The sequence below is a fragment of the Vibrio sp. 10N.261.52.C11 genome (assembly GCF_041471405.1).
GTDB classification, from domain to species: Bacteria; Pseudomonadota; Gammaproteobacteria; order Enterobacterales; family Vibrionaceae; genus Vibrio; species Vibrio crassostreae_C.
Genome location: NZ_JBFROI010000043.1, coordinates 16,978 through 39,417 on the forward strand (window position 1 = coordinate 16,978; position 22,440 = coordinate 39,417).

15 protein-coding genes and 1 pseudogene are annotated in these 22,440 nt (G+C 43.5%); 12 read left to right on the forward strand and 4 right to left on the reverse strand.

Annotation, left to right across the window (positions count from 1 at the left end; translation table 11 throughout):
- The first annotated feature begins 20 nt into the window (after positions 1-20).
- The 3 genes from AB4323_RS16875 (at position 21) to AB4323_RS16885 (ending at position 2,604) form a co-directional block, all read left to right on the forward strand.
- Positions 21-1,100 carry an AI-2E family transporter gene (locus tag AB4323_RS16875; RefSeq protein ID WP_372152943.1) on the forward strand — a complete coding sequence of 360 codons (1,080 nt, stop codon included), beginning with the start codon at positions 21-23 and terminating at the stop codon, positions 1,098-1,100.
- Positions 1,101-1,757, forward strand: coding sequence for a potassium channel family protein (locus AB4323_RS16880; protein WP_372110868.1), 657 nt, complete (start codon positions 1,101-1,103; stop codon positions 1,755-1,757).
- Between the two features lie 253 nt (positions 1,758-2,010).
- Complete coding sequence (locus AB4323_RS16885; RefSeq protein WP_017061898.1) at positions 2,011-2,604, forward strand: hypothetical protein; 594 nt, start codon at positions 2,011-2,013, stop codon at positions 2,602-2,604.
- 230 nt (positions 2,605-2,834) lie between these two features.
- Here AB4323_RS16885 and AB4323_RS16890 read toward each other — a convergent pair whose 3' ends face one another.
- A complete protein-coding gene (locus AB4323_RS16890; protein WP_004731601.1) occupies positions 2,835-3,044 on the reverse strand; it encodes a hypothetical protein in 210 nt (69 codons plus the stop codon).
- Between the two features lie 928 nt (positions 3,045-3,972).
- On the opposite strand from AB4323_RS16890, the gene AB4323_RS16895 reads away from it, so the two are divergent.
- From AB4323_RS16895 to AB4323_RS16920, 6 genes are all read left to right on the forward strand, one after another.
- Positions 3,973-4,905, forward strand: coding sequence for a siderophore ABC transporter substrate-binding protein (locus AB4323_RS16895; RefSeq protein ID WP_017066720.1), 933 nt, complete (start codon positions 3,973-3,975; stop codon positions 4,903-4,905).
- A gap of 100 nt (positions 4,906-5,005) precedes the next feature.
- The gene (locus tag AB4323_RS16900) at positions 5,006-5,959 is read left to right on the forward strand and encodes an ABC transporter permease (protein ID WP_017061896.1); all 954 of its coding nucleotides are present in this window, start codon (positions 5,006-5,008) and stop codon (positions 5,957-5,959) included.
- On the forward strand, positions 5,952-6,902 hold the full coding sequence (locus AB4323_RS16905; protein ID WP_108208412.1) for an iron chelate uptake ABC transporter family permease subunit: 951 nt from the start codon (positions 5,952-5,954) through the stop codon (positions 6,900-6,902). The genes AB4323_RS16900 and AB4323_RS16905 overlap by 8 nt, the downstream gene beginning before the upstream one ends.
- 12 nt (positions 6,903-6,914) lie before the next feature.
- Positions 6,915-7,679 carry an ABC transporter ATP-binding protein gene (locus AB4323_RS16910; protein ID WP_372152945.1) on the forward strand — a complete coding sequence of 255 codons (765 nt, stop codon included), beginning with the start codon at positions 6,915-6,917 and terminating at the stop codon, positions 7,677-7,679.
- Between the two features lie 308 nt (positions 7,680-7,987).
- Positions 7,988-9,013 (forward strand): HD-GYP domain-containing protein, encoded by a 1,026-nt coding sequence (locus AB4323_RS16915; protein WP_229647323.1) that lies wholly within the window; start codon positions 7,988-7,990, stop codon positions 9,011-9,013.
- Positions 9,006-13,973, forward strand: a complete 4,968-nt coding sequence (locus AB4323_RS16920) for an ATP-binding protein (protein WP_372152947.1) — start codon at positions 9,006-9,008, stop codon at positions 13,971-13,973. Before AB4323_RS16915 ends, AB4323_RS16920 begins: the two co-directional genes overlap by 8 nt.
- Positions 13,974-14,067: 94 nt before the next feature.
- Here AB4323_RS16920 and AB4323_RS16925 read toward each other — a convergent pair whose 3' ends face one another.
- Positions 14,068-14,958, reverse strand: coding sequence for a LysR family transcriptional regulator (locus tag AB4323_RS16925; protein ID WP_372152949.1), 891 nt, complete (start codon positions 14,956-14,958; stop codon positions 14,068-14,070).
- A gap of 235 nt (positions 14,959-15,193) precedes the next feature.
- On the opposite strand from AB4323_RS16925, the gene AB4323_RS16930 reads away from it, so the two are divergent.
- Positions 15,194-16,369: an MFS transporter gene (locus AB4323_RS16930; RefSeq protein WP_017061890.1), complete on the forward strand. Its 1,176-nt coding sequence runs from the start codon at positions 15,194-15,196 to the stop codon at positions 16,367-16,369.
- A gap of 213 nt (positions 16,370-16,582) precedes the next feature.
- Here AB4323_RS16930 and AB4323_RS16935 read toward each other — a convergent pair whose 3' ends face one another.
- Complete coding sequence (locus tag AB4323_RS16935; RefSeq protein WP_372152951.1) at positions 16,583-19,339, reverse strand: immune inhibitor A domain-containing protein; 2,757 nt, start codon at positions 19,337-19,339, stop codon at positions 16,583-16,585.
- Between the two features lie 47 nt (positions 19,340-19,386).
- Positions 19,387-19,713 carry a hypothetical protein gene (locus tag AB4323_RS16940; protein ID WP_372152953.1) on the reverse strand — a complete coding sequence of 109 codons (327 nt, stop codon included), beginning with the start codon at positions 19,711-19,713 and terminating at the stop codon, positions 19,387-19,389.
- Positions 19,714-20,122: 409 nt separating this feature from the next.
- On the opposite strand from AB4323_RS16940, the pseudogene AB4323_RS16945 reads away from it, so the two are divergent.
- A pseudogene (locus AB4323_RS16945) lies at positions 20,123-20,527 on the forward strand (Lrp/AsnC family transcriptional regulator); the annotation flags it as partial.
- 165 nt (positions 20,528-20,692) lie between these two features.
- Positions 20,693-22,255, forward strand: a complete 1,563-nt coding sequence (locus AB4323_RS16950) for a methyl-accepting chemotaxis protein (RefSeq protein WP_372152955.1) — start codon at positions 20,693-20,695, stop codon at positions 22,253-22,255.
- Positions 22,256-22,440: the final 185 nt, after the last annotated feature.

A 22,440-nucleotide genomic window follows, 5' to 3' on the forward strand; every position in this document is an offset into this window, starting at 1 on the left:
TTGTCTAACAAGGACGTCTCATGAAGTTAACCGATGATTTTTCAAAACAGGCGATAGACGCTGCCATCAAGATCGCAGCGATTGCCATGCTCGTGTATTGGTGTTTTTCGATTTTGCGCCCATTCATTCTTCTGGTGATATGGGGTGCGATCATTGCGACTGCGTTGTATCCAGTGGCGGTCGCAATTTCAAATAAAACCGGGATGTCGAAAGGTAAAGCCAGTGCATTGCTGAGCTTTATTGGTGTGATTCTTCTATTTATTCCTTTGGCGGCGCTTTCTTCTGGTATCTACACCAGCGCGACTGACCTGATGACAGGGCTTCAAGATGGCACATTGTCATTGCCTAAACCGAAAGAGTCCTTACAAGATATTCCATTAATAGGGGAAAAGGTTTATTCAACCTTGGTTGCCGCCTCCAACAATATTGAAGGCACTTTCATAAAGTATGCGGATGAACTTAAACAGTTTGCGACGAAAGCGGCTTCTGTTCTTGGCTCGTTAGGTGGCGGCTTTATTCAGTTCATCACCTCTACCATCATTGCGGGTGCATTCATGAGTAATGCCGATAAATGCAAAACCGGCGTGACTCACTTAGTGGCGCGTTTAACGGGCGGTAAAGGTGAAGAGTTGGTAGAGCTCTCTAAATCGACCGTGCGAAGCGTTGTGCAAGGTGTGATTGGTGTGGCTGTGATTCAATCCATGATGTCGGCAATCGGTTTGGTGATTGCAGGCGTTCCAGCAGCTGCGTTTTGGGCGCTAGCTGTGCTGCTCATTGCGATAATCCAACTTCCACCGATTCTCGCTCTATTGCCGGCGATCATCTACATGTTCAGCGTTGAATCGACACTGGCGGCGAGCTTGTTCTTAGTGTGGTGTATTTTAGTGAGCGGTAGTGACGCGATTTTGAAGCCGATGTTGTTGAGCCGCGGCTCTCATATCCCTATGTTGGTGATTCTGTTAGGTGCGTTAGGTGGTATGGCAATGTCGGGTATTGTGGGCCTATTTGTTGGTGCAGTAATACTCAGTTTGACCTACGAACTTATGATGGCTTGGCTTGGCCTTGAAGATAAAGGCGAAGAAGACCAAGAGGCAAAGTAAATGAAACCAGTTTCGAAAGACGACAACTTCTACTTCTTGTTTTATGCACTGTTGGTGTTGTTTTTTGGTTGTGCTGTGATGCAGCAGTTCTATCCGCAAGGACAGAAAACAATACTATTTATTATCATTATTACTTTGGCGAGTTCAATTGTTGGTATTCATAAAGAGCGAGCTTTGTATCGCTCTTGGTATGGGATGTTGTTGATCACGGCCTTGGTGTCTGGTGTGTTTTCATTTTTGGAAGGCTATAACTTATCGGTAGTAACGTTATCGGCGTTGGCTGTGTTCTTGTTTTCACACATTTACTCGGCGCTGAAGCAGGTGATGAAAGCCAAAACGGTGACACCCAATCACATCATCGGCTCCATCTGTATTTACTTGTTGCTAGGGTTTGCTTGGTCGACCATCTACTTGTTAATTTTAGAGATCTTTCCTAATGCCTTTAACGGGTTAGAAGAGCAAGTCTGGCTGACGAACTTGTTTAATGCGATGTACTTTAGCTTTATCACCTTGACTACGGTTGGTTACGGCGACATATCACCAGCTCTGCCTATTGCTCAATTCTTTGTGTTTATGGAATCCATTATCGGCAGCTTTTACTTAGCTATCATGGTGGCGAGTTTGGTGAGCATTCGACTTGCACAGTCTCAATCTTAAGTGCAATCTTTTTCATTTAAGTACCTGTATAAGTTAGAAGTCTGTTTTGTTGGAACAGGTGTAGTATGGATTTTAATCGATGATCAGTTTTACCATTTAACGCCATATGGATTAATAAGTAACCAAAAGATAACGTATTGAGAGAATTTAAGTACGCACCTAGATATAACCTATCAAGTTACCGAAAAAACGAGGTTATATAGTGGTATGATCGCGGGCTCAGCACCATAAGTGATAAAGAATAGGAAACAGAATGACTCACCTTACCGAACAGCAAGAAGCTGCAATGGCGACGTTTAAAGAAAACTTACACCTTCCAAATGGTGGTTTTCATAAACTGATTATCGAGCTAAGTAAGGAGTATCAGCTGCCTTTCCAAAAGGTGCGTGCGGTTTTAAAGAAAGCTCAAAAAGATGTTGAACGACAAATACGAGAAGATTTTACCAGCGTTGATGACACAGTACTGAGCCAAGCGAATTGGGTAAACATCATTAAGTCGAAGCTTGTTGACTTAGCGGAAGAAAACCAAACGGTCATGGATAAGCTGCAACAAAACCTGAAGTATCAAAAAGTGTTGTCGGCAACCGAGGGTTCAATCGCAAGCGAAGACGAACGTGACGAGTTGATTGAAGAGTTGATTCAAGCTTATGAGAAAGAGGTGTTCAAACCGTTACTGGCGATGTTGCATACAACGAAGCTGTATTGGAAGTTAATGCTGGTGGATGAGACATGTAAGATGAATGAGGAGAATCGTGAGAAGTTCAGTGATTACCCTCAACACATGCAAGCTGCAGAACACTTATATACTCTTGATCAGAAGTTAAGGTCGATGCCGTTAACTTATTAGTCCATGAATGCACTGATAATGACTCAATGGTGATTTAGAGTTTGATATAAGTTGGTTTCAATAGAAGTACGATAACCTAGCTAGCGTTAGCCGCGTGTGAAATGCAAAAAGGGCTAGGTTTCAGATCTGTTTTACTTCTACTCTATTTTGTTCTGCTAGAGCGAATTGAGGGTGACATCTTTTACATCTTTGGGACTAGATGGTGTTTCTTTTGTAGCCTTTGGGAAATGCTATAGGAGTGTGAAATGTCCTAGGGTGTTTCCGTTGCCTGAAACGATAGTTCCGATGCTTTCTCGTTCATTAAATTCAAAGTCGATGAGATAGCTGTGATGTTGTAGCTTGGGCAATATGTGGCGGTGGAGTATATCGCTATTGAGCTGTCGAATCTCGGTGACCCATGAAATCTCTTCTTTGTGTAAATCTATTTTAATCTTGAGCATTTATTACCTTTTAGTTTATTGACTGTTTTTTCGCGTGATAGTTGGTACCAATGGGTTTGTCGTGTTGTTCTGCGTGACATAACTGTGCCTTGTGTTTATTACATTTGTATTTAAGTGCTCTATCTATTCTGACTTCGCTGACAAAAGAGCAAATGACGATAGATCGGTAGTAGGATCGAATTTAAAAGCTATTGAATGACTATCTGGGTGAAAGCTGACGCAGAGATGGTGTAACGAGGGAATCGAGAACTGTCTATGTGGAACTTGGACTTACTTTAGCATTAACAGCTCTATAGATTAGAGCCAGGTGGCGAACTATACGCCTAGTTTTCAAAATTACAACCCTATTTTCAATTAAATTCAAAAATATTTTTGGGTGATTTATCATCGGTTACTGAAGGTTAAATGAGCGAAGGTCAGGGATTTGACCATGATATCTGACTGAGTCTTGGCTTTTCAGCTGTTCGTATTCGTTGTCATTAGTGGGTTTAATTGATCAGCTAATTTGGTGATGATTAAGTCTCTGTTGTATATGATCTTTACATTGTAAATTACAATCCATTATTTTGGGGTTCAGCGTTGTAATTACAGGGTTTTTGGGTGCTTTCCCCATCTGTTTTTTTCTTCAGGTTGATGAGTATTTTCCTCTTCGCGTCTTTTTGATATTTCTGATTCCTAATACCTCTCCTGACTACGCAAAATATGAATACTCACTTTTACATTTCTGAATAATAAAGTTGTTGTATCGCCAATTTAGTGCAAATATAATTGATAATAGTTCTCACTTGCGTTACAGGTTTGTTGTCAATCCAATGACAGACTTTAAATTATCGTTATTTAGCAGTTGTGTACGCCCCATGCTCGTCTATGAGTAATGTGACTTTCATTGTCATGAGTGGTGGTTTGTATCAATGGCAAAGGAAGAAACATGAAGAAAACAATCAATTCAGTTCGCCAGTTATTGAGCGGGCTTGCCATCGTTCTAGCATCATCATTCATGATGACCGCGCATGCGGAAACCGTCACCATTGAGCATGTGAAAGGCACAGCGCAGTTTACTGAAGTACCACAGCGAGTGGTGGTTCTAGGCCACGGTAGCTTAGACGTGCTCGATAAAATTGGTGTACAGCCAGTTGGCGCGCCTCATAGCTTGCTGCCTGATTACCTAGCTTCGTACAAAGATACGACGGCAAATACAGGCTCTTTAAGCGAACCTGATTTTGAAGCTATCTACATGTTGAAGCCTGACATCATCATCGCGGAAAACCGCATGCTTAAGGTTTACGACAAACTGGCACAAATTGCTCCTACTGTCATGTTTTCTATTGAAGGCGACAAGTACTGGGCTGATGCTCAGCAAAACTGGCGTGTGCTAGGCGACATCTTTGGTAAGCAAGCTGAAGTCGAAGCGATCATTAAAGAGACTCAAGCTTCTATCACAGCGGTAAACGACAAAGTAGCGTCTGACGAAACTTCAGCAATGATGCTAATGAACAACGGTAACAACATTGCGATGTTCAACAAAGGCAGCCGTTTCTCAATCATCTTTGATGACTTTGGTTTCGTGGAATCAAAGAGTGCAACTGTGGCTCCGATCAAAGGAACACACGGCAACCTAATCTCTTTTGAATACATTGCTGATGCAAAACCGGAAGTGCTTTACGTGCTTGACCGCGAAAAAGCGATTGGCAAATCAGAAGGTCGCGCTCAACAACTGTTTGATAACCCACTGGTTGCGGCAACACCTGCAGCGCAGCACGGCAATATCGTTTACCTTGATTCAAGTGCTTGGTATCTGGCTGGTGGCGGTGTGACGGCGATTCACAGAATGATTAGTGACATTGAACGTACGATTCAATAGTTACTAACCATCAGATTTTCGGGCTTATAAGAGTGTTCTTATAAGCCCTTTTTCACTTTTTTATACGGGCTACCCGAGACCTACCTTTAGTATTATTTCTATGTTGAAACCCATTGCAGCTGCTGTATTTCTTGTTGTGTTATGCGTTGCGTCATTGATGATTGGAGTCGCTGAAATCAGTTTTAGTGACTTTTTCAATGGCAACCAACACGCCAACTCTATTTATATTGTTAGTCGGATCCCTCGACTACTCGCGATCGTGCTTGCCGGAGCGGGATTGAGTGTTTCTGGCTTGATCATGCAGCAAATCGTACAGAACAAGTTTGCCGCGCCTTCGACGATGGGCACCATTGACTGTGCGATGTTGGGTTACATTGTCGGCATTCTAGTGCTAGGCAATGCTGCGCAATGGAGCTACTTAGGCTTTATCTTCGCGTTTGCAGTGTTTGGTACCATGCTATTGGTTCGCTTCCTACAACACCTCAAGTTTAAGAACGCGGTATTGGTGCCTTTGATTGGCATTATGTATGGCAACGTTGTTTCGTCTCTAACAACCTTTATTGCTTATAAGTACGACTTAGTACAAACCATGTCGGCATGGACTATGGCGAACTTTGCGAGCGTGTTGCAGGGCAGCTATGAAATCCTTTATCTCGCGGTGCCTGCTTGTGTATTGGCTTACTATTTCGCGAGCCAGTTCAGTGCGGCGAGCATCGGTGAGAGCTTCGCGAAAAACATCGGTTTGAATTATCAGAAGATCGTCTTCATTGGTGTTGCGTTAGTGGCTATCAGTGCCTCCTCTGTGGTGATGATCGTTGGTGTTATCCCATTCCTTGGCCTTATCGTGCCGAATATCGTGTCGCTGATGATGGGCGATAACATGAAGAAGATTCTGCCTTGGACTGCCTACTGGGGGGTGATCTTGGTGTTGGCTTGTGACCTGCTAGCTCGAATCGTCATCTTCCCTTATGAGATTCCAATCTCGATGGTAATCAGCATCTTTGGTGGCATGATTTTTATTTACCTAATCATGAGAGACAAGTCGAATGCGTGATTCAGTAAAAATTGCGATTCTGGCTATCGCGTCTTTGGGTATGACAGCGCTATTCATCGGGCAGGGGCTGACGTGGGATAACTACGAGTTCTTCTTGTCTCTGCGACTACCTAAACTACTGTCAATTGTGTTGGCGGCGGTGGCGATTTCTGCATCGTCATTGGTGTTCCAAACCATTACTAATAATCGAATTTTAACCCCATCCATCTTGGGCTTTGATAGCTTGTATATGCTGGTTCAAACGGTACTTCTGTTTGTGTTTGGCAGTACCAGTTTCTGGGTGATTGATTCAATCGCAAACTTTTCGATGTCTGTAACTGTGATGATCTTGTTCTCGTTTGCTTTGTTCCATTTCTACTTTAAGAGCAAGCGAAATAACGTTTTCACACTGCTTTTAATAGGCATCGTGTGTGGCAGCGTATTCTCGAGCTTAGCGAACTTCCTTGCGATGTTGATTGATCCCAATGAATTCGCGGTGCTGCAGAATGTGATGTTCGCAAGCTTCAATAATGTGAAAGGCGAACTGGTTTACCTCAGTCTTATTCCATTAGGTTTGAGCTTGCTTGGCCTTTGGTTGTTAGCGCCTAAGCTTGATGTACTTTGGCTTGGTGTTGATAACGCAACAAGCTTGGGTGTGAACACCAAACGACTGACTCAGATTACCTTGGTGATTGTGTCAGTGATGGTCGCGGTATCGACTGCTTTGGTTGGCCCAGTGCTGTTCTTTGGTTTAATCACCGTGAGCTTAGCTCGTCAGATATTCAAATCTTATCAACATCGTGTGCTTATCATCGCAAGCAGTTTGTTAGCGGTCGTTCTATTGGTTTCTGGCCAATGGTTTATCGAAAAAGTGATGGCGTTTGAAACCACTGTGAGTGTGATTATTAACTTGGTCGGCGGTTTGTATTTTATGTTCTTGTTGTTACGCACCAGAATTCAGTAAAGGTAGTAAGTAGTGATTAAATTAACAGGTTTAACTAAGAAGTATGGCAAGTCACTCGTGGTTGATGATGCCAGTGCTATGTTCCCGAAAGGCGAAGTGACTTCTATCATTGGCCCAAATGGTGCGGGTAAAAGTACACTGCTTTCAATGGCGAGCCGCTTAACAGACAGCGACGCGGGTGAAGTGGTCATTTGCGATAAGTTACTGGCTGAGTGGGATACCAAAGAGCTAGCGAAGCACCTTGCCGTGTTAAGACAATCAAATAACATCAACATGCGATTTACGATTCGTGAATTGGTCTGTTTTGGTCGTTTCCCACACTCTCAAGGTCGCTTGAAAGACGAAGATCATAAAATCGTCGATACAGCACTAGAACACCTTGGCATTACTGACATCCAAAATAAATACCTTGATGAGTTGAGTGGCGGTCAGCGTCAAATGGCGTTTATCGCGATGGTTGTGTCGCAAGATACGGATTATGTGTTCTTAGATGAGCCTCTGAATAACCTTGATATTAAACACTCGGTTGAAATCATGCAGACGTTGCGTCGTTTGGCGCATGAGTTCAATAAAGCGGTCGTTATCGTGATTCACGACATCAACTTCGCTTCTTGCTACTCGGATAACATTGTCGCGATGAAGAAAGGTAAAGTGGTTAAGTCGGGTAAGGTTTCGGAAGTGGTTGAAAAATCAGTGATGGAGTCTATCTACGAGATCCCATTTGAGATTCGTGAGTTCGATGGTGTTCGAATCTGTATGTATTATTCTGGTCGTTAGATTACTGAATAACTCGGTTGTTTTGCTTTCTAGCCGTTGAACGAAAAGAGCTCCCATATGAGGAGCTCTTTTTGTTTTCGGATAGTATCTGTGTTGTTAGTGAAATGTTGCAATGCAAAGGTAATTCCCCTTGTATAATAATAACTTAACTGACGTAATATTGACTGGTCGTACTTCTAATAACGCCAGTTTGAAGTCACTCACAGATCTACTCTTCATTTTTGAAAATCAATTGCTTTTTTCTGCTTAACCTCTGAAAACCGTTCTACACTATGGTTATAACTGTTTGATTTTTATACGAGGTATCAATGAGTCGGAAACCTATAGTGTTAGTCGTAGATGACACCCCAAGTAACTTGGATGTGTTAACGGCAATACTCAAAGATACCTATCAAGTGAAAGTGGCGATTAACGGCACCATTGGTATCAAGATTGCGAAGATGGTGCCGCAGCCAGACCTTATCCTCCTTGATATCATGATGCCTGACATTGATGGTTACGAGGTTTGCCGCCAACTTAAAGCTCAGCCGAATACGGCTCACATTCCTATCATTTTCGTGACCGCCACAATTGGTCCAGAAGCCGAAGTAAAAGGGCTCTCCTTGGGGGCTGTCGATTACCTAACCAAGCCGATAACCCCTGCAATTGCACTCCAGCGTGTGAAAACGCATATCGCACTTTATGACCAACAACGCGCGTTGTTTAGTCAGGTAAAAGAGAAAACTCAAGAGATCAATCTCGGTAAGCTAGAAACACTGAACATACTGGGTAGAGCTGCTGAATTTAAAGACAATGAAACAGGCATGCACGTTAAGCGTATGAGTCACTACTGTGAAGTGCTAGCTAAAGCCTTGGGAATGACTGACGAAGATGCCGAGACGTTGCGTGATGCAGCACCAATGCATGATATTGGCAAGATTGGCATTCCTGACAGTGTGTTACTGAAGCCAGGGAAATTGGATGCCGATGAATGGACTACCATGCAGAAACACGTCGAGTTCGGTGTTGAAATCCTTGGTAGGCAGGGCGATTCCAAACTGATGCGTATGGCCATTCAAGTCGCGCAGTATCACCATGAAAAGTGGGATGGCAGTGGTTACCCAAAGCAGATAGCCGGCGAAGATATTCCATTGGTTGGAAGAATTGCGGCTGTTGCTGATGTGTTTGATGCCCTGACCGCAGAGCGCCCTTATAAAAAAGCTTGGAGTGTCGAAGATGCTTTGGCTTTAATCACTGAGCAGAAAGGTAAGCATTTTGACCCGACTATCGTTGATCTGTTTTTCATTAAATTGCCAGAGATTCTAGAGATTAAAGAGAAGTTCAAAGATGAGTGACCTCTGGCAGATGTGGGGTAAGTGGGGTAAGCGTTATGTCATCGCCATAATTTTGTTTGTTGTATTCGTTGTTCGTGCCGCTAGCGTTAACGCTGAGGCTGCTCCGGATCAACAACCAAACCTATGGCAAGATCCTGATCGTGAAATCACGTTTGTTACACTATCCAGTCATTATCCTTACTCATTTATTGGTGATGACGGAAAAGTCGACGGGATTATTCGAGATTGGGCTTACGATCTTGAAGAGCGTTTCAACGTAAAAACCAACTTCATCAGCGTAGATTCTCATGCTGAAGCAAAGCAAGCTTTGTTAGACGGGAAAGGCGATGTGTTTCCGTTTCAACAGTTTGATCCCAGCGAAGGAGGACGTTTCCTTCAAACTGATCCTTATATCTCGTACCAAATTGCCGTCATTCTTCCTACCGAAGATCATCTCAATAATAAAATAGAGCAAGAGGCCAAAAGGCGAATTGCCATGGTTCGAGAAAGCATCGACCTAAAGCGATCTGGCGTGCAGCTTAGTTCGATTGAGAGAGTTGAATTCGATACGGCCATTGATGCTATTCGTGCATTAGAAGATGGGTCGGTTGATGGCTTACTGGCTGAACCTGTAACCACCATGGATCTTGCTCATAAAAGCGGAGTCGAGAATTTAGCGGTCAACCATGTACTTGATCGCTGGAAGAACGTCAAAGCAGCCATGGTTATTCGTTCAAACGACAATGAGCTGCTTAACTTATTGAATCAACAGATTGCAACGTTTGATATCAGTAAAAATAACCGCATTTTATCTAAATGGTTAGATGACTCGCCTTATCGCTCTCCCATTAAAGGTGTATTTGGATTCGGCAACCCGCCTTACATGTATCCAGACAGTACTTCTGTTGGCTTAGAGCATGACATTATGCAAAGGGCATTGAACGATATGGGGTATCGATTGGGTGACGTTGTCACTTTGCCTCGTACTGCAGCTCGTCAAGCTATCGATAACAACAACTCAATATCATTTGTTTCTGGCGTTCAACTTGATGACTCTTCATTGCACTTTGTCAGTGACAAGGTGATGGATGTTGATTTTGTGCCAGTGTCATTAAAGAGGCGTAAGCTGGATTTGAAGTCGGCAAAAAATTTGTCCTTAGGTGCATTGTTGTTCGATGAAACATCGCCGATTAAAAACTCCGTAGAAGTGTTGGAAAGCCAATTGAGCATTGATCGGATAGATGATCTCGACAGCTTAGAGTCGGCGTTTTCCCAACTGAGAGCTCAAAATGTTGATCTCCTGATGGTAGAAAGGCGCGTATTAACCTGGTTTGTCACCAATACCCGGTTTATTGAAATGCGCGAGATTCAGATCCATGAAGATTATAAAGTCAGTTATCCCATCTACGTGGATTTCAGGGGGGCTGAGCTAAGAGACCGCTTCAATGCCGCATTGGCAAACCTGAAAAGGGAAGACGGGGAGTTTGAGCCAATTCTTAGAAGACAAATTAAGAACGACCTGACTCCGGTTCTGAAGAAGGCCGATATTATTGCTCAAATCTCAGCGTACTTTATTGTTAATGATCGCTTTGACGAATTGCCTAAGATTTTTGACATATTTGATGCAGATAATACTTTCATGGTTATTTCGGCACTGGCTGATAATAATAAGCGACCGCTTGAATCTTGGTTCCTAGGAGATGTATCAACGCCATCATTGGACAAGAAAAACACCTCTAAATTGTCATCCGTAACGAAAGGCGTTGGCTATAAAACGCAGACGGGCAGCACCAATGCTGGGTTTATGACGTTCTATTTCGATGTGGATTCCGTGGAAGGAAGTTATGTTTATTTCCCTGCCATTGAGCAGTTTGATTCATTCGGAGATGGTGCAAAACGTTATATTTCAGATGTTTATCAATCGAACAGTTTAGTCGGTGAACTTCTTAATCTTAGTCAAAATGAACGTCAGTGGATAAAATCTCATCCAGTATTGAAAATCGGTATTGATCCTAACTCTTTGCCTTATGAAGCCGTATCGAGCAAAGGGGAATACATCGGCATGATCGATGATTACCTAAAGCTGATCGAGCAGAAAACAGGTTTACGCTTGGAACATGTTGATGTCGGCAGTTGGCAGGAGACTCGACGACTCGTTGACCATAGAAAAGTGCACCTTGTGTCGGCCGCTGTGGAGAATCGTTCGCTTGGCGAGGGCGTGAAGGCGGGTAAGCCGTTATTTTCTAGTCGTTTGGCTATTGCCTCAAGACGAGATGTGAACAGCCTTGTCTTAGAAGAAGCTGCAGGTTGGAAAATAGGTATTTTAGAAGGGGGAGCCAACACAGAAGCTATTGTGGATAGTTACCCTGAGATCAATTGGTCGATGGTGTCATCGACTAATGATGGATTAGAGCTCGTCGAATCGGGTGAGTTTGATGCGATGATTGATACCGTTGACGTCTTAAATTACTTAATCGACTCATTTGGCTATCGAGGAATTGGCATCATCGGTCGATTAGACTTCTTCCTGTCGCCAACTCTGCATGTCATCAAATCTGAACCTTTGCTGTTGTCTATTGTGAACAAAGCGATAGGCAGTATCTCAGCTGAAGAACACCAGAAGATCTCTGCAAAATGGGCTGCACCCAAAGCGATAGAAAGAGTTGATTATCAATTGGTTTACACCATTTCGGTTTTTTCTCTGGTGATCCTTCTTCTTATTATTTTCTGGAATCGTAAATTAGCGAAGCAGATCAGTATTGCTAAGGAAGCGACCGAAGCTCTGGAAAAGGCGCAGAACCAACTCTACAACATGCTAAATAGCTCTCCAATTGCAGCCAGCGTGGTATTTGAAGAAGAGGTTCGTTACGCGAATGATACGGCGAAACGTTTGTTTGGCGTGGATAATCAGGCGTTGTCTTCTATCGACGTCGCTGCTATCCATGACTCGCTGAGCGTTCGTGATGGCGTGCATAAAGAGCTCGACCTTAACGGTAAAGTTGAAAATAGGGAGTTGGTACTCAGAAAGTCTGATGGAACCCGATTTGTTGCTTTGGTCAGTTACTATCTTTTTGAGATTGATGGTGAAGTCGCCACACTATTTTGGGCATTCGATATTTCAGAAATGAAGCGCCTTAACGAACAATTGGAAGAAGAGAAACAGAGAGCCGATTTGGCGAGCCAAGCTAAATCGGAATTCTTAGCCAATATGAGCCATGAGATAAGAACCCCAATGAACGCCATTATTGGCTTGTCTTATCTGGCGATTGGCGAAATATCTAATCCTGTCGCTCGAAATTATATTGAGAAAGTGCACCGTTCTGGCCATTCGTTACTCGGTATCATCAATGACATCCTTGATTTCTCAAAGATAGAAGCTGGACAACTTGTTATTGATAACGTCCCGTTTGATCCCGTAACGACCTTTAAAGATGTGATTGAGCTGATGGAGTCGAAAGCGGCTGAGAAGCAGCTCAATTTGTCGATGGTCATAGACTCTGAGTTAGACACGCCATTGCAAGGCGATCCATTGAGGTTGTTCCAAGTCATACTCAACCTTGTGGGTAACGCGATTAAGTTTACGGAAAAAGGCAGCGTAGCGTTAACGGTGGAGCATGTTGACTCGAACGATAGCAGTCTAACCATGAAGGTGAGTGTGATGGATACCGGGATAGGCATCTCGGATGGGAACCGTCACAAGCTGTTTGAAGCCTTTAGCCAAGCGGATACCACAACGACACGTCGGTTTGGCGGTACAGGGCTTGGACTCAACATTAGCCAGAAATTAGTGCATGCGATGGGCAGTCAAATTACGGTGGAGAGTGTTTACGGGCAAGGCAGTGAGTTCTCCTTTGTACTGACATTGCCACGATCAAGCTCGGATGCGTTAGCCGACTTCAAAGCCCAAGAACTGCAACTGGATTACCAGATAGAGTTCAAAGGCCAAAGAGTGTTATTGGTTGAAGACAATGAGCTGAACCAAGATCTAGCCTTAGCATTTTTCAGTCGCTCTAAATTAAATGCCGATCTTGCTGAAAACGGAAAGGAAGCGCTGGAGTTAGCTAAAAACAACGACTACGAAATAATCTTCATGGATCTTCAAATGCCGATTATGGACGGCTTTGAAGCTACCCGTTTGATTCGTGAATTCGATATAGATGTACCGATTATTGCAATGTCAGCCAATGTTTTTGCTGATGCGAAACAACGAGCGAGGGAAGCGGGTGTCACGGACTTCTTAGACAAGCCTATTGTTATTGATAAAGCGATGTCTCTGATTACTCGATACATTGTTCCTGAGGTATTAGTTGAAGGTAGAACGCATTCAGATGCGATACAGACAGGTGATTCTGATGAGAGTGCGGAATTACACTCTGATACTCACATAAAACCGCCTGTTTTCTCTCAGTCGAGGTTTGAGCAACTGACTTATCATGATGTGAAACTGCAAGCCAAAATGCTGGATAGGTTCTGCAAAGGATCACCAGACATGATGTCGGATGCTTTTGATAGCTTAGTACAAGGCGAATGGGAGACGTTAGAGCGTAATCTACATACCTTAAAAAGCATGGCAGCTTCGATTGGTGGGTTGCGATTGGCAGAGTTACTCAGTGATTTAGAAAGCAAAGCTCATAACAAGGCGTGTGATGAAGAGGATCTTAAACAAGGTGAGCTTGGGTTAATTGAACTGATTAAAGCAGTTGAGATCAGCTTTGATGTGCCTGGTGCCAAAGGATCTAATACGACAAGTTCTGAAGTAGCCGATGTGAGTCTTGCTGATACCTCTGACTCACCGAGCATCACGTCAGAACAGCATGCTCAGTTGCTATCACTGCTGGATGCGTATGATAACGATGCAACTCAATATGTGACTGAGTTACTGGCACAGTATCCACATTCTGTTGTTCTTAAAGATGTTCAAAGTGCGTTAGATAATTATGACTTTGAACGAGCCAAAGAGGGGCTTGGCGCTTCTGAGTAGTTGTCTTTTATAAATATCACTTCAACATTAAAGCCTTTAGCTCTTACAGCGAAATAACGCGCTAGCTAAAGGCTTTAAATCTATCTATACCGAACTAACGACTCACGTTCTGTTTGATTAGCTCAACAACCGTATCGTATCGGTGCGGCAGTTTTCGGTTTCGTTTTTGAACCAGATACAACGTTTCCTCAACTTCTACCTTTGGCGGCACAACGTGTAGCTTGTCTCTATCTGGGAAGTGTTCAACCGCGCCAGCCGGTAACACGGTAAAACCTAATCCTTTTGATACGGGTAGCAAGATCTGGTGAAGCTGATTGATGTAGCCAGATCTTGGTATCTCATTAACGTTGATGTTCGCTAAGTCTTTATCTCCGCAAAGGTCGAAATACAAAGACAGATAGTGTGCGGAATCTGGGTGGGCAATAAGGCCAATGTCGTTCAATACTTGCGGCGTTATCTCTAAATCAGCAAGGCTGTGGTGAACAATAAGACACAGTGCTTCTTTGCCGATGACTTGGCTTTGGTAGTAGCTGTCGTTCGGGGAATGTCTAACAATGCCGATATCGGTAGTGCCTTCATTTAGGTCATTCAATATCTTTTTGTTTGGAGCTGCTTCTAAGTTAATGCTGAGCTCTTGGTGTTGCTGCTGAAGTTCAAGAAGCTTGGGATACAGACGCAAAGAGAGTGAGCCAGAGCAAGACAAGTGACATTGCCCAGCATAAGGGTTATCAAAACTCAGAGACTCAAAAAGATCTTCTTGGTCTTTCTCTAGTTTGATCGCATAGCGATACATAATCCGACCCTGTTCGGTCAGTTCGAAGCTCTTGTTTTCTCGAGATAGCAGGTCACAATTACAAGCTTGTTCAAGCTTCTTGATGTGTTGGCTGACTCCAGGTTGTGTCATATACAACTTTTCTGCCGTTTGGGTGAAATGGCCAACTTCAACCAGAGTCTTAAATGTATTGAGCCAAAGTGGATTAATCATACTCACCTTCAAATACTAAAGCCTATAAATAACAAAGCCAATAAATAACAGAAAATTATTATTATCTTAAGTAATGATAATTTCAACTCTAGCGTCTTAAGTAACGCTAATCAAAGTCATGTGGTGGTAGCACTTTATATTGGCCGCTTTGTAGAGTTGCTATGAGTAACAAAGTGTTGCGACTTTGTTGAATTTTTGGTCTATTGACCAACTGTGCTCATATTTAGGAACGAAGATGAATAGAAATGTTTGGCTGCTCTCACTGTGTCAGGCCTTGTTGATGACGGGTAACATATTACTGATCTCTGTGATTGGTTTGATCGGTAAGCAGATTGCACCCAGTGTCAGCATGATCACCTTGCCGGTTGCACTGCAGTTTTTGGGTTTAATGGCAGCCACTATTCCAGCATCTTTAATTTCAGGCAAGTTAGGGAGAAAGCGAGGATTTAGCATTGGTAATGTGGTTGGCATTACAGGAGCTAGTCTTGCCACCTACGCACTGTCTCAACAACATTTCTATTTGTTTTGTTTCGCTACGTTCTTACTTGGGATAGGCATAGGTTTTGGCACGCTTTATCGTTTTGCTGCAATCGAGGTGTGTGATGAAAATGCCCGTCACCGAGCGATCTCTATCTCGATGGCTGGTGGCGTTTTAGCCGCGGTATTAGGACCAAATTTGGCGATTATGTCGCAACAGTGGTCGCAAGATGGCTTGTACATTGGTGCTTTTGCTTCTTTGATTGGATTGAACATTCTTGCGTTACTCATCTTACAAACAATTCAGTTTCCAAAAGTCTCTTTTAATAGTCAGGCACCTAAATCCGATCCTCTCAGTGTGATAGTAAAAGCGCCTAACTTTATTGGCGCAGTGTTTGCTGCCATGGTCGCTTATGCGGTGATGAATATCCTGATGACAGCAACGCCATTGGCAATGATTGGTTGTGGCTTTGACTTTACCAAAGCAGCGGGCGTCATTGAGTGGCACGTATTGGGGATGTTTGTTCCTGCATTCTTTACTGGTTCACTTATCGAGAAGTTTGGCTCAAGAATGATGATCTTGGCAGGCGGGGTTCTGTTCGTCGTCTGTATCGCGATTAACATTCATGGCGAATCTATCTGGCACTTCAGAGCGGCTCTAGTTGTGCTTGGTGTCGGTTGGAACTTTATGTTTATCGCGGCAACAGGTTTGTTTAGTCAGTCCTACCAATCGCAGAATAAAGCTAAGGCACAAGCGTTTAATGAATTTATTGTCTTTGGCTGTGTGACGATTACCGCCATGCTCTCTGGCTGGCTAGAATCGACAGCAGGGTGGCAGAACCTCAATATCTACGTATTACCATTCGTGTTAGCTGTTATCTTGCTGTTCGCATTCAGTGCTCGTAAATCGCGTATTCAAAAGCAGCCTGTGTAATGGCTCATCGAATGGTGGTTCAGTAAATTTGTTACTGTGATTAAAACCCTAGTATCTCGAACTGCGACCAATAAAAAGCCCTACCAAATCGATAGGGCCTTTGCTTACGGCTTAAATAATAACGTTTTCTTAAAACTGCTGTCGTGGCTTATATCCTGTGACAACAGTACTTAAGCTTGTGTTGTAAATACGCATGACAGAGCCAGCGATGATTTACAGGTCGATCAAAATTGTCTTAGTGGTAATCCCACCTTGGTCATCGATTATCTTCAGTGTCACCTCGTGCTTTCCGTATGAAGGGAAGATTGACGTGAATGTGCGACCTCGTTTCACCTTTCCGTTTGGAAGTGTCCACTCGGTATCAACAATACGACCATCGCTGTCTGAACTTGTAGACCACATGGTTACCCAGCGGCCCAAGTGAATGTACTTCGCGCTCGCTTCTGGAAGGGCGTTTGGAGATTCAACACTCACTACGGAGCTAAATGAATCGGTAGCGCCTTTGTCGTCAACAACAGTCAAGTTCACCGTGTATTCACCGGCTTGCTCGTAAGGCCAAGTTGGTGCCACTTCGTTACTTGTTGTGCCGTTGCCAAAGTCCCATAGATAACTGACGACCTCACCATCTTGATCAGAACTGAAGTTACGTGCTGAAACGTTTAGGCCAGTCACATTCAGCTCGAAGTTCGCAGTAGGAGCGACGTTGTGTTGGCTTACTTTAGATAAGCGAACCACGCCGTATTCGTTGTTGTCACTCTGATTCACAATATCGACCGCTAAACCAAACTCCGTCAGGATGCGTCCTGAATCTGGTGCTTGAGGCGATGTGTAATCTTGGTCATCCGAGAAGCTAGCATTGCCAACCAAACTGGTATCTTCGAGTACATCATTGTCGCTGTTTACAAGACGCATTGGAGTATGATCTTTGAGTGAGAACGCAGCGTCTCGAACTTGGTAGCGTGTTTGAGCCACTTCACCAGAGTTTGCCCACACCATGGCATTTTGGTCTGCATCAACCACGCCTAACCAACCTTCACCAGGGTGTTTACCTACCCAGTTGTCGGTTAGTGATTCGTCGACGTACCAAATGATCAAGCCTGGGTCGAATGACATCAGTTGTCCCATGCGTTTGATGTTCGCTAGGCCTTCATCAACATTCATGTGGCTGCGCCACTGCAATAGATAGTAGTGCTGCGCTTGATGGAATCCATTACTCAGCTTGTAACCATTAAGGGCGAAGGTGGAGTTGCTTTCACCATCGTCTATTGAGGTCACTTCACCATCGACAACCACAGCAAGGTTATCTAAATAGAAGCCTTCCATTGCTAAGCCGCCATCGGTGATGTACTCAAATGAAAGTTCAACTTCTTGTCCTGCCCATTGTGAAACGTCGAACTCAGCGTTAACCCATCCGCCAGATTCGCCGCCAATAGCAGGAACGAGGCCCGTGTTGTATGGGTCGTCCATTGAGGTAATGTTGCCTGCAATGGCTTGTCCGTTGATTAGCACGCGCGCAAAGTCGTAGTCTTTTTCAATCTCATACCAAGTTTTGAAAGACAGCAGTGCAGAATCACCCGCTGGGATCATCAACTTGCGAGTCATACTGTTTTTCAGATCATCGCCTTTTTGAGAGTGGAATGAATACTCGCCCTCAAAGGGTTTCAGACTTTCAATCTGCTTTTCAGGAAGATCCACTTTGATCATGTTAGGACGACTGTTATCCGTTGTTTGGAACAGCGTATACACTTGTGGATTGTCTCCTAGGTCATCAATCGAGAGCTGATCATCGTTAACCCAACGTCCGCCAATCGATTTCTGTAGGAAGTGTTTTGCCCAAGAGCTGAATGCCGTTGGTTGTGTACCACCAATTTGACCAGCCCAACTGCCCGAAGACATGATTGACCAGTAAGAAACCGGTTCGCCTTTGCCTGTGTATTGCGTGTCGTACTCGTCTGGTAAGCCTAAATCATGGCCATATTCGTGGGCACAAACACCCGCAGCCGCATCAATCGGTTGAATGGTGTAATCGAACGCTGCATATTGGCCACCAAAGCGATCTGGAAGCGAGCTAGAGGTGCCTTCCAGTACATGAGTGCGACCAAGGTTGAATCGGTGAGACCAAATCGCATCAGGGCCTAACACGCCACCACCGGCTTCTTCGCCTACCGATGCATGAAACACCATCAGGTGATCAATCACACCATCGGGTTCGCGGAAATTTCCGTCACCGTCGTAATCGTAACGATCTTCGATGTCGTAATCGGCAAGGTTGATACTCGGATCTTGAGCCAGTTGATTCAGCGCTTCACGAACCAGTTCTTGGGCGTTTAGGTCGTTGTCGGTGGTAGGGGAGTTGCCACCATAGAATGACGCAGGCTTAGAGGCGCGATACCAACCTGCCGCTTGACCTGAAACGCTGTAACTGTCGCCTGATTCGCTTTGGTAATATTGGCGCATCGAGATTAGGTTTTCGCCATTTGGCCCTGTGTAGCCAGAATTTGAAAACAACAACTCTTGATAATGTTCAGGGTTGTAGCTCTCGTAGAGCATCTGCGTGTGCTCTTCGGTCAACTTGTTGTCATCCCAGTTCAAATCAGGGAAATCGACCAACAGAGCGAGCACTTTGTCGGTACGTTTAGTGCCGACTTCTAAAGCAAAGACGCTGGCCTTTTTAACGCCAGATCCTTTCTCAATGGCTTTGAGTATTTTCGCTCGTTGTTCAAGTGCTTTTTTACCGAATTGAGCATCGCCTTTGAAACCGGAATTGATCTTATTTTTTAAGTAACGGTCAAGCGCATCGCGCTTTGCCGCATCGGTTGCATCTTGGTCGACTAAGCCTTGTCTAACTAGCATTTCAATGAGTTTGTCTTCATTAACTACGCCTAAATCAATAGGTGTTTTTGCATAACCACTGACGCTAAATAGAGTAAGCATTGCTGAAGCCAACAATGTTTTTCTCATCATTTTCATTATATTTCCTTTTTGTATTTCCATGTCGATATCAGTATCAACTTGCCTTATTCAGATCTGTTGTCCGAGTTTGGCCTAATACACTCTTGTGGTGCCTTATTTAACTGACGTGTGTTTGTTGTATGTTTTTTACTTTCTATCTCTTTTGTATTGGTTGTCTCTTTTCTATTTTTTGAATCAAACGGGGTGCTCTTCACTTTTTTAGCGTTGAGATAGATACGCAAAGCTTCTTGATTTTCCTCATAGGTTAAGCCTGAACAGGTAACACCTCGTTTAATCAATGACTTCAGTAATAGTTCGTCGTTCTCAATAGTGGAAGCCTGTGACAGTGAGGAAAAAATTAGAACCATTAAAGCCATTGTTTTGTGTGACATTATTATATCAAGCCATCAGTTTTGATTATGTAACAAAATATATTTATAAAATTTACCAATCAAATGGATAATTATTACAATTAATTATTCGTTCCGGTTTCAACATTTAGAGTTAATATAAAATAAGGAGTGTTATTTATTCTATTGTCAGTTATTTAATGGGTTTTGTTGAATGAATAGTTGATAGTTTGGATGTTTAATAACATTGATTAGGTCGTGGTTATTATTCTGGAGGGCGCTTTATACAAGGCGTTGGGTTCTAACTAATAAGATAATTTTTTATTATCGGTGTTTTAAAATACGCATGTAATAACTGAGTCATTAGTAAATACCCATGCTCAAATTATTTTTACTCAAAATATCAATAATTAGGGTATTGAGAGTAACTTTCAGTGTTTCAATGACGTGAAATTTAACAATAGCAGAGCTGGTCGGGTTGTCACCGCCTGCTTGCTTAAAGCGAGTGAAACGGCTGAGAGAAGAGGGCGTGATTGTCGGTGGTGTGTCCATCATTAATCCAGAACTGACCGGCAGTAAGATGACTTTGGTTGTGTCCGTGGAAATGGAGCGTGATCGAGGGGATATTTACCAAATCTTTCGCCATTCTATTTCAAAGGCAGAAGAGGTCACGCAGTGCTATCAGATATTAGGCAGCTTTGATTTCATGTTGATTGTGACGGTCAAAGACATTCAAGCCTACGAAGACTTTGTGGAGCGAGTACTACGCAAAGATCTGAATATTCGTAAATTCCATACCTCTGTCTCAATGAGAACCGTGAAATTTACCACTGCCGTAAACTTAGATGAGTCGTGACTGTTGGCATGAGAAGATAGTGAAGTTATTAGCTTTGTGAGGTACTTAGCTAATATTTGTATAAATAGCAGGCATTTACACAAAATGTGACGTTCACATTTTGTCATAACTTTAATAATTGTATATATTCCTCGCCTAAAATAATAATTAACCTAAATTAATATAATGACTGTCAGCTCATCTACTCAATCTCGTGAAACGCTTCTCAGCGAAAACGAACAACTTGTCTCTACCACTGATTTAAAAGGCGTGATTACGTACAGTAATGATGCTTTTTGTCGCATAGCGGAATACAGCCAACAAGAATTGCTAGGGCAACACCACAATATCGTAAGGCATAACGATATGCCGAAAGCCGCTTTTGCTGATATGTGGGTTAACCTAAAGCAAGGTAAAGCTTGGCGTGGCATCGTAAAAAACAAAACCAAATCTGGTGGGTTTTACTGGGTCGATGCTTATGTAACTCCAATTTACGACAATGGTAAGGTGAGTGGCTACCAATCTGTTCGTGTTAAGCCAAAGAATGAATGGATACAAGTTGCAGATAAGGCTTACCAAGGCCTCTTGAAGGCTGAAAAGTCGGGTCGCCAATGGTCATTAAAGATCAGTGACAGTGTTCGTTACGCCGTGTTGCTAGGCTCTTTGGCTGCGCCGTTAATTTCAAATCTCATTGAAGTAGGGCAAGTATCACAATGGTTGTTGAGCCTACTTCCTGTTTCAGCATTAGCACTGCTTTTCCGACAAGAGCTGATTGATACTCCACTGCAGTTGAAAAAGCTGCAATCTAAATTCGATAGTGTTAGTCGTCTTGTTTATTCAGGTAATAGTCAGTTCTCTATTGCCGATTTTCACTTAAAACTATTGTCTGCAAGAATCCGCACCGTATTAGGTCGCATGACAGACTCAGCCAAGCCGTTACAAGATTTGGCTGACAACCTAAATGCGACGTCATTTGAAGTATCAGAAGCCTTAGATCAACAAACAAAAGACATTCTTCAAGTACGAGAGGCGACTGAAGAGGTTGAAATCACCGCCAATGAGGTCTCTTCTCGCACAGAAGAAGCGCACCAGATTGTTGATGTGACTTTGCAAACCTGTGCTGGCGCTAAAGAAAGCATTAATCAAACTCATCAAAACTTAGAGAGCCTAGCTTCTCAGGCTGAAAAGGCGACTCAAGCGACTTACCAACTGAGCGATCAAGCGCAGAGCGTAAGCAAGATAATGGAAGAGATTGGTGGAATCGCCGAACAAACCAACTTGTTGGCCCTGAACGCTGCGATTGAAGCGGCGAGAGCGGGCGAGCAAGGACGAGGCTTTGCCGTTGTTGCCGACGAAGTCCGTGCATTGTCGGGTCGAACCTCAAAGGCTACGGTTCAGATCAAAGAGAGCATCGATACCATGCTAACGACGATTGAAGGGTGGCAAAAAGATATTCTGGCGAACCGTGAGCAAACGGACGCATGTGGTGATGTTGCGAAGGTGAGTGCAGAGCGCTTGTCGGAAGTCGAAAACCTAATGCAATCCATGAATGAACTCATGCAGTCTGTTGAAAGTTCTGCTCATAAGCAACGTGAGCTGTCGAGTGAAGTCAATCTGCATATGCAGTCTATCGCCTCGACCGCAGAACAAAACTTAGTGGCAACGCATTCTGTGAAAGACCACTCCACAGAGCTAAAAGAACAAGTCAATGAGTTCTACCAACTGGCAAAGCGTTTCGAAGAAAAATAGCCGTTAGATTTAATCCGAATGAGAGAAAAGACAAAAAAAGCCCCGTATTTTCATGCGGGGCTTTCTGTATGCATCAACCCATTGAAGGGCGAGACAATGTATTCAAGATTAAGCTAGAAGCTCTTTCGCTGTGTTTACTACGTTTTCAGTAGTGAAACCGAACATTTTGAATAGCTCGCCTGCTG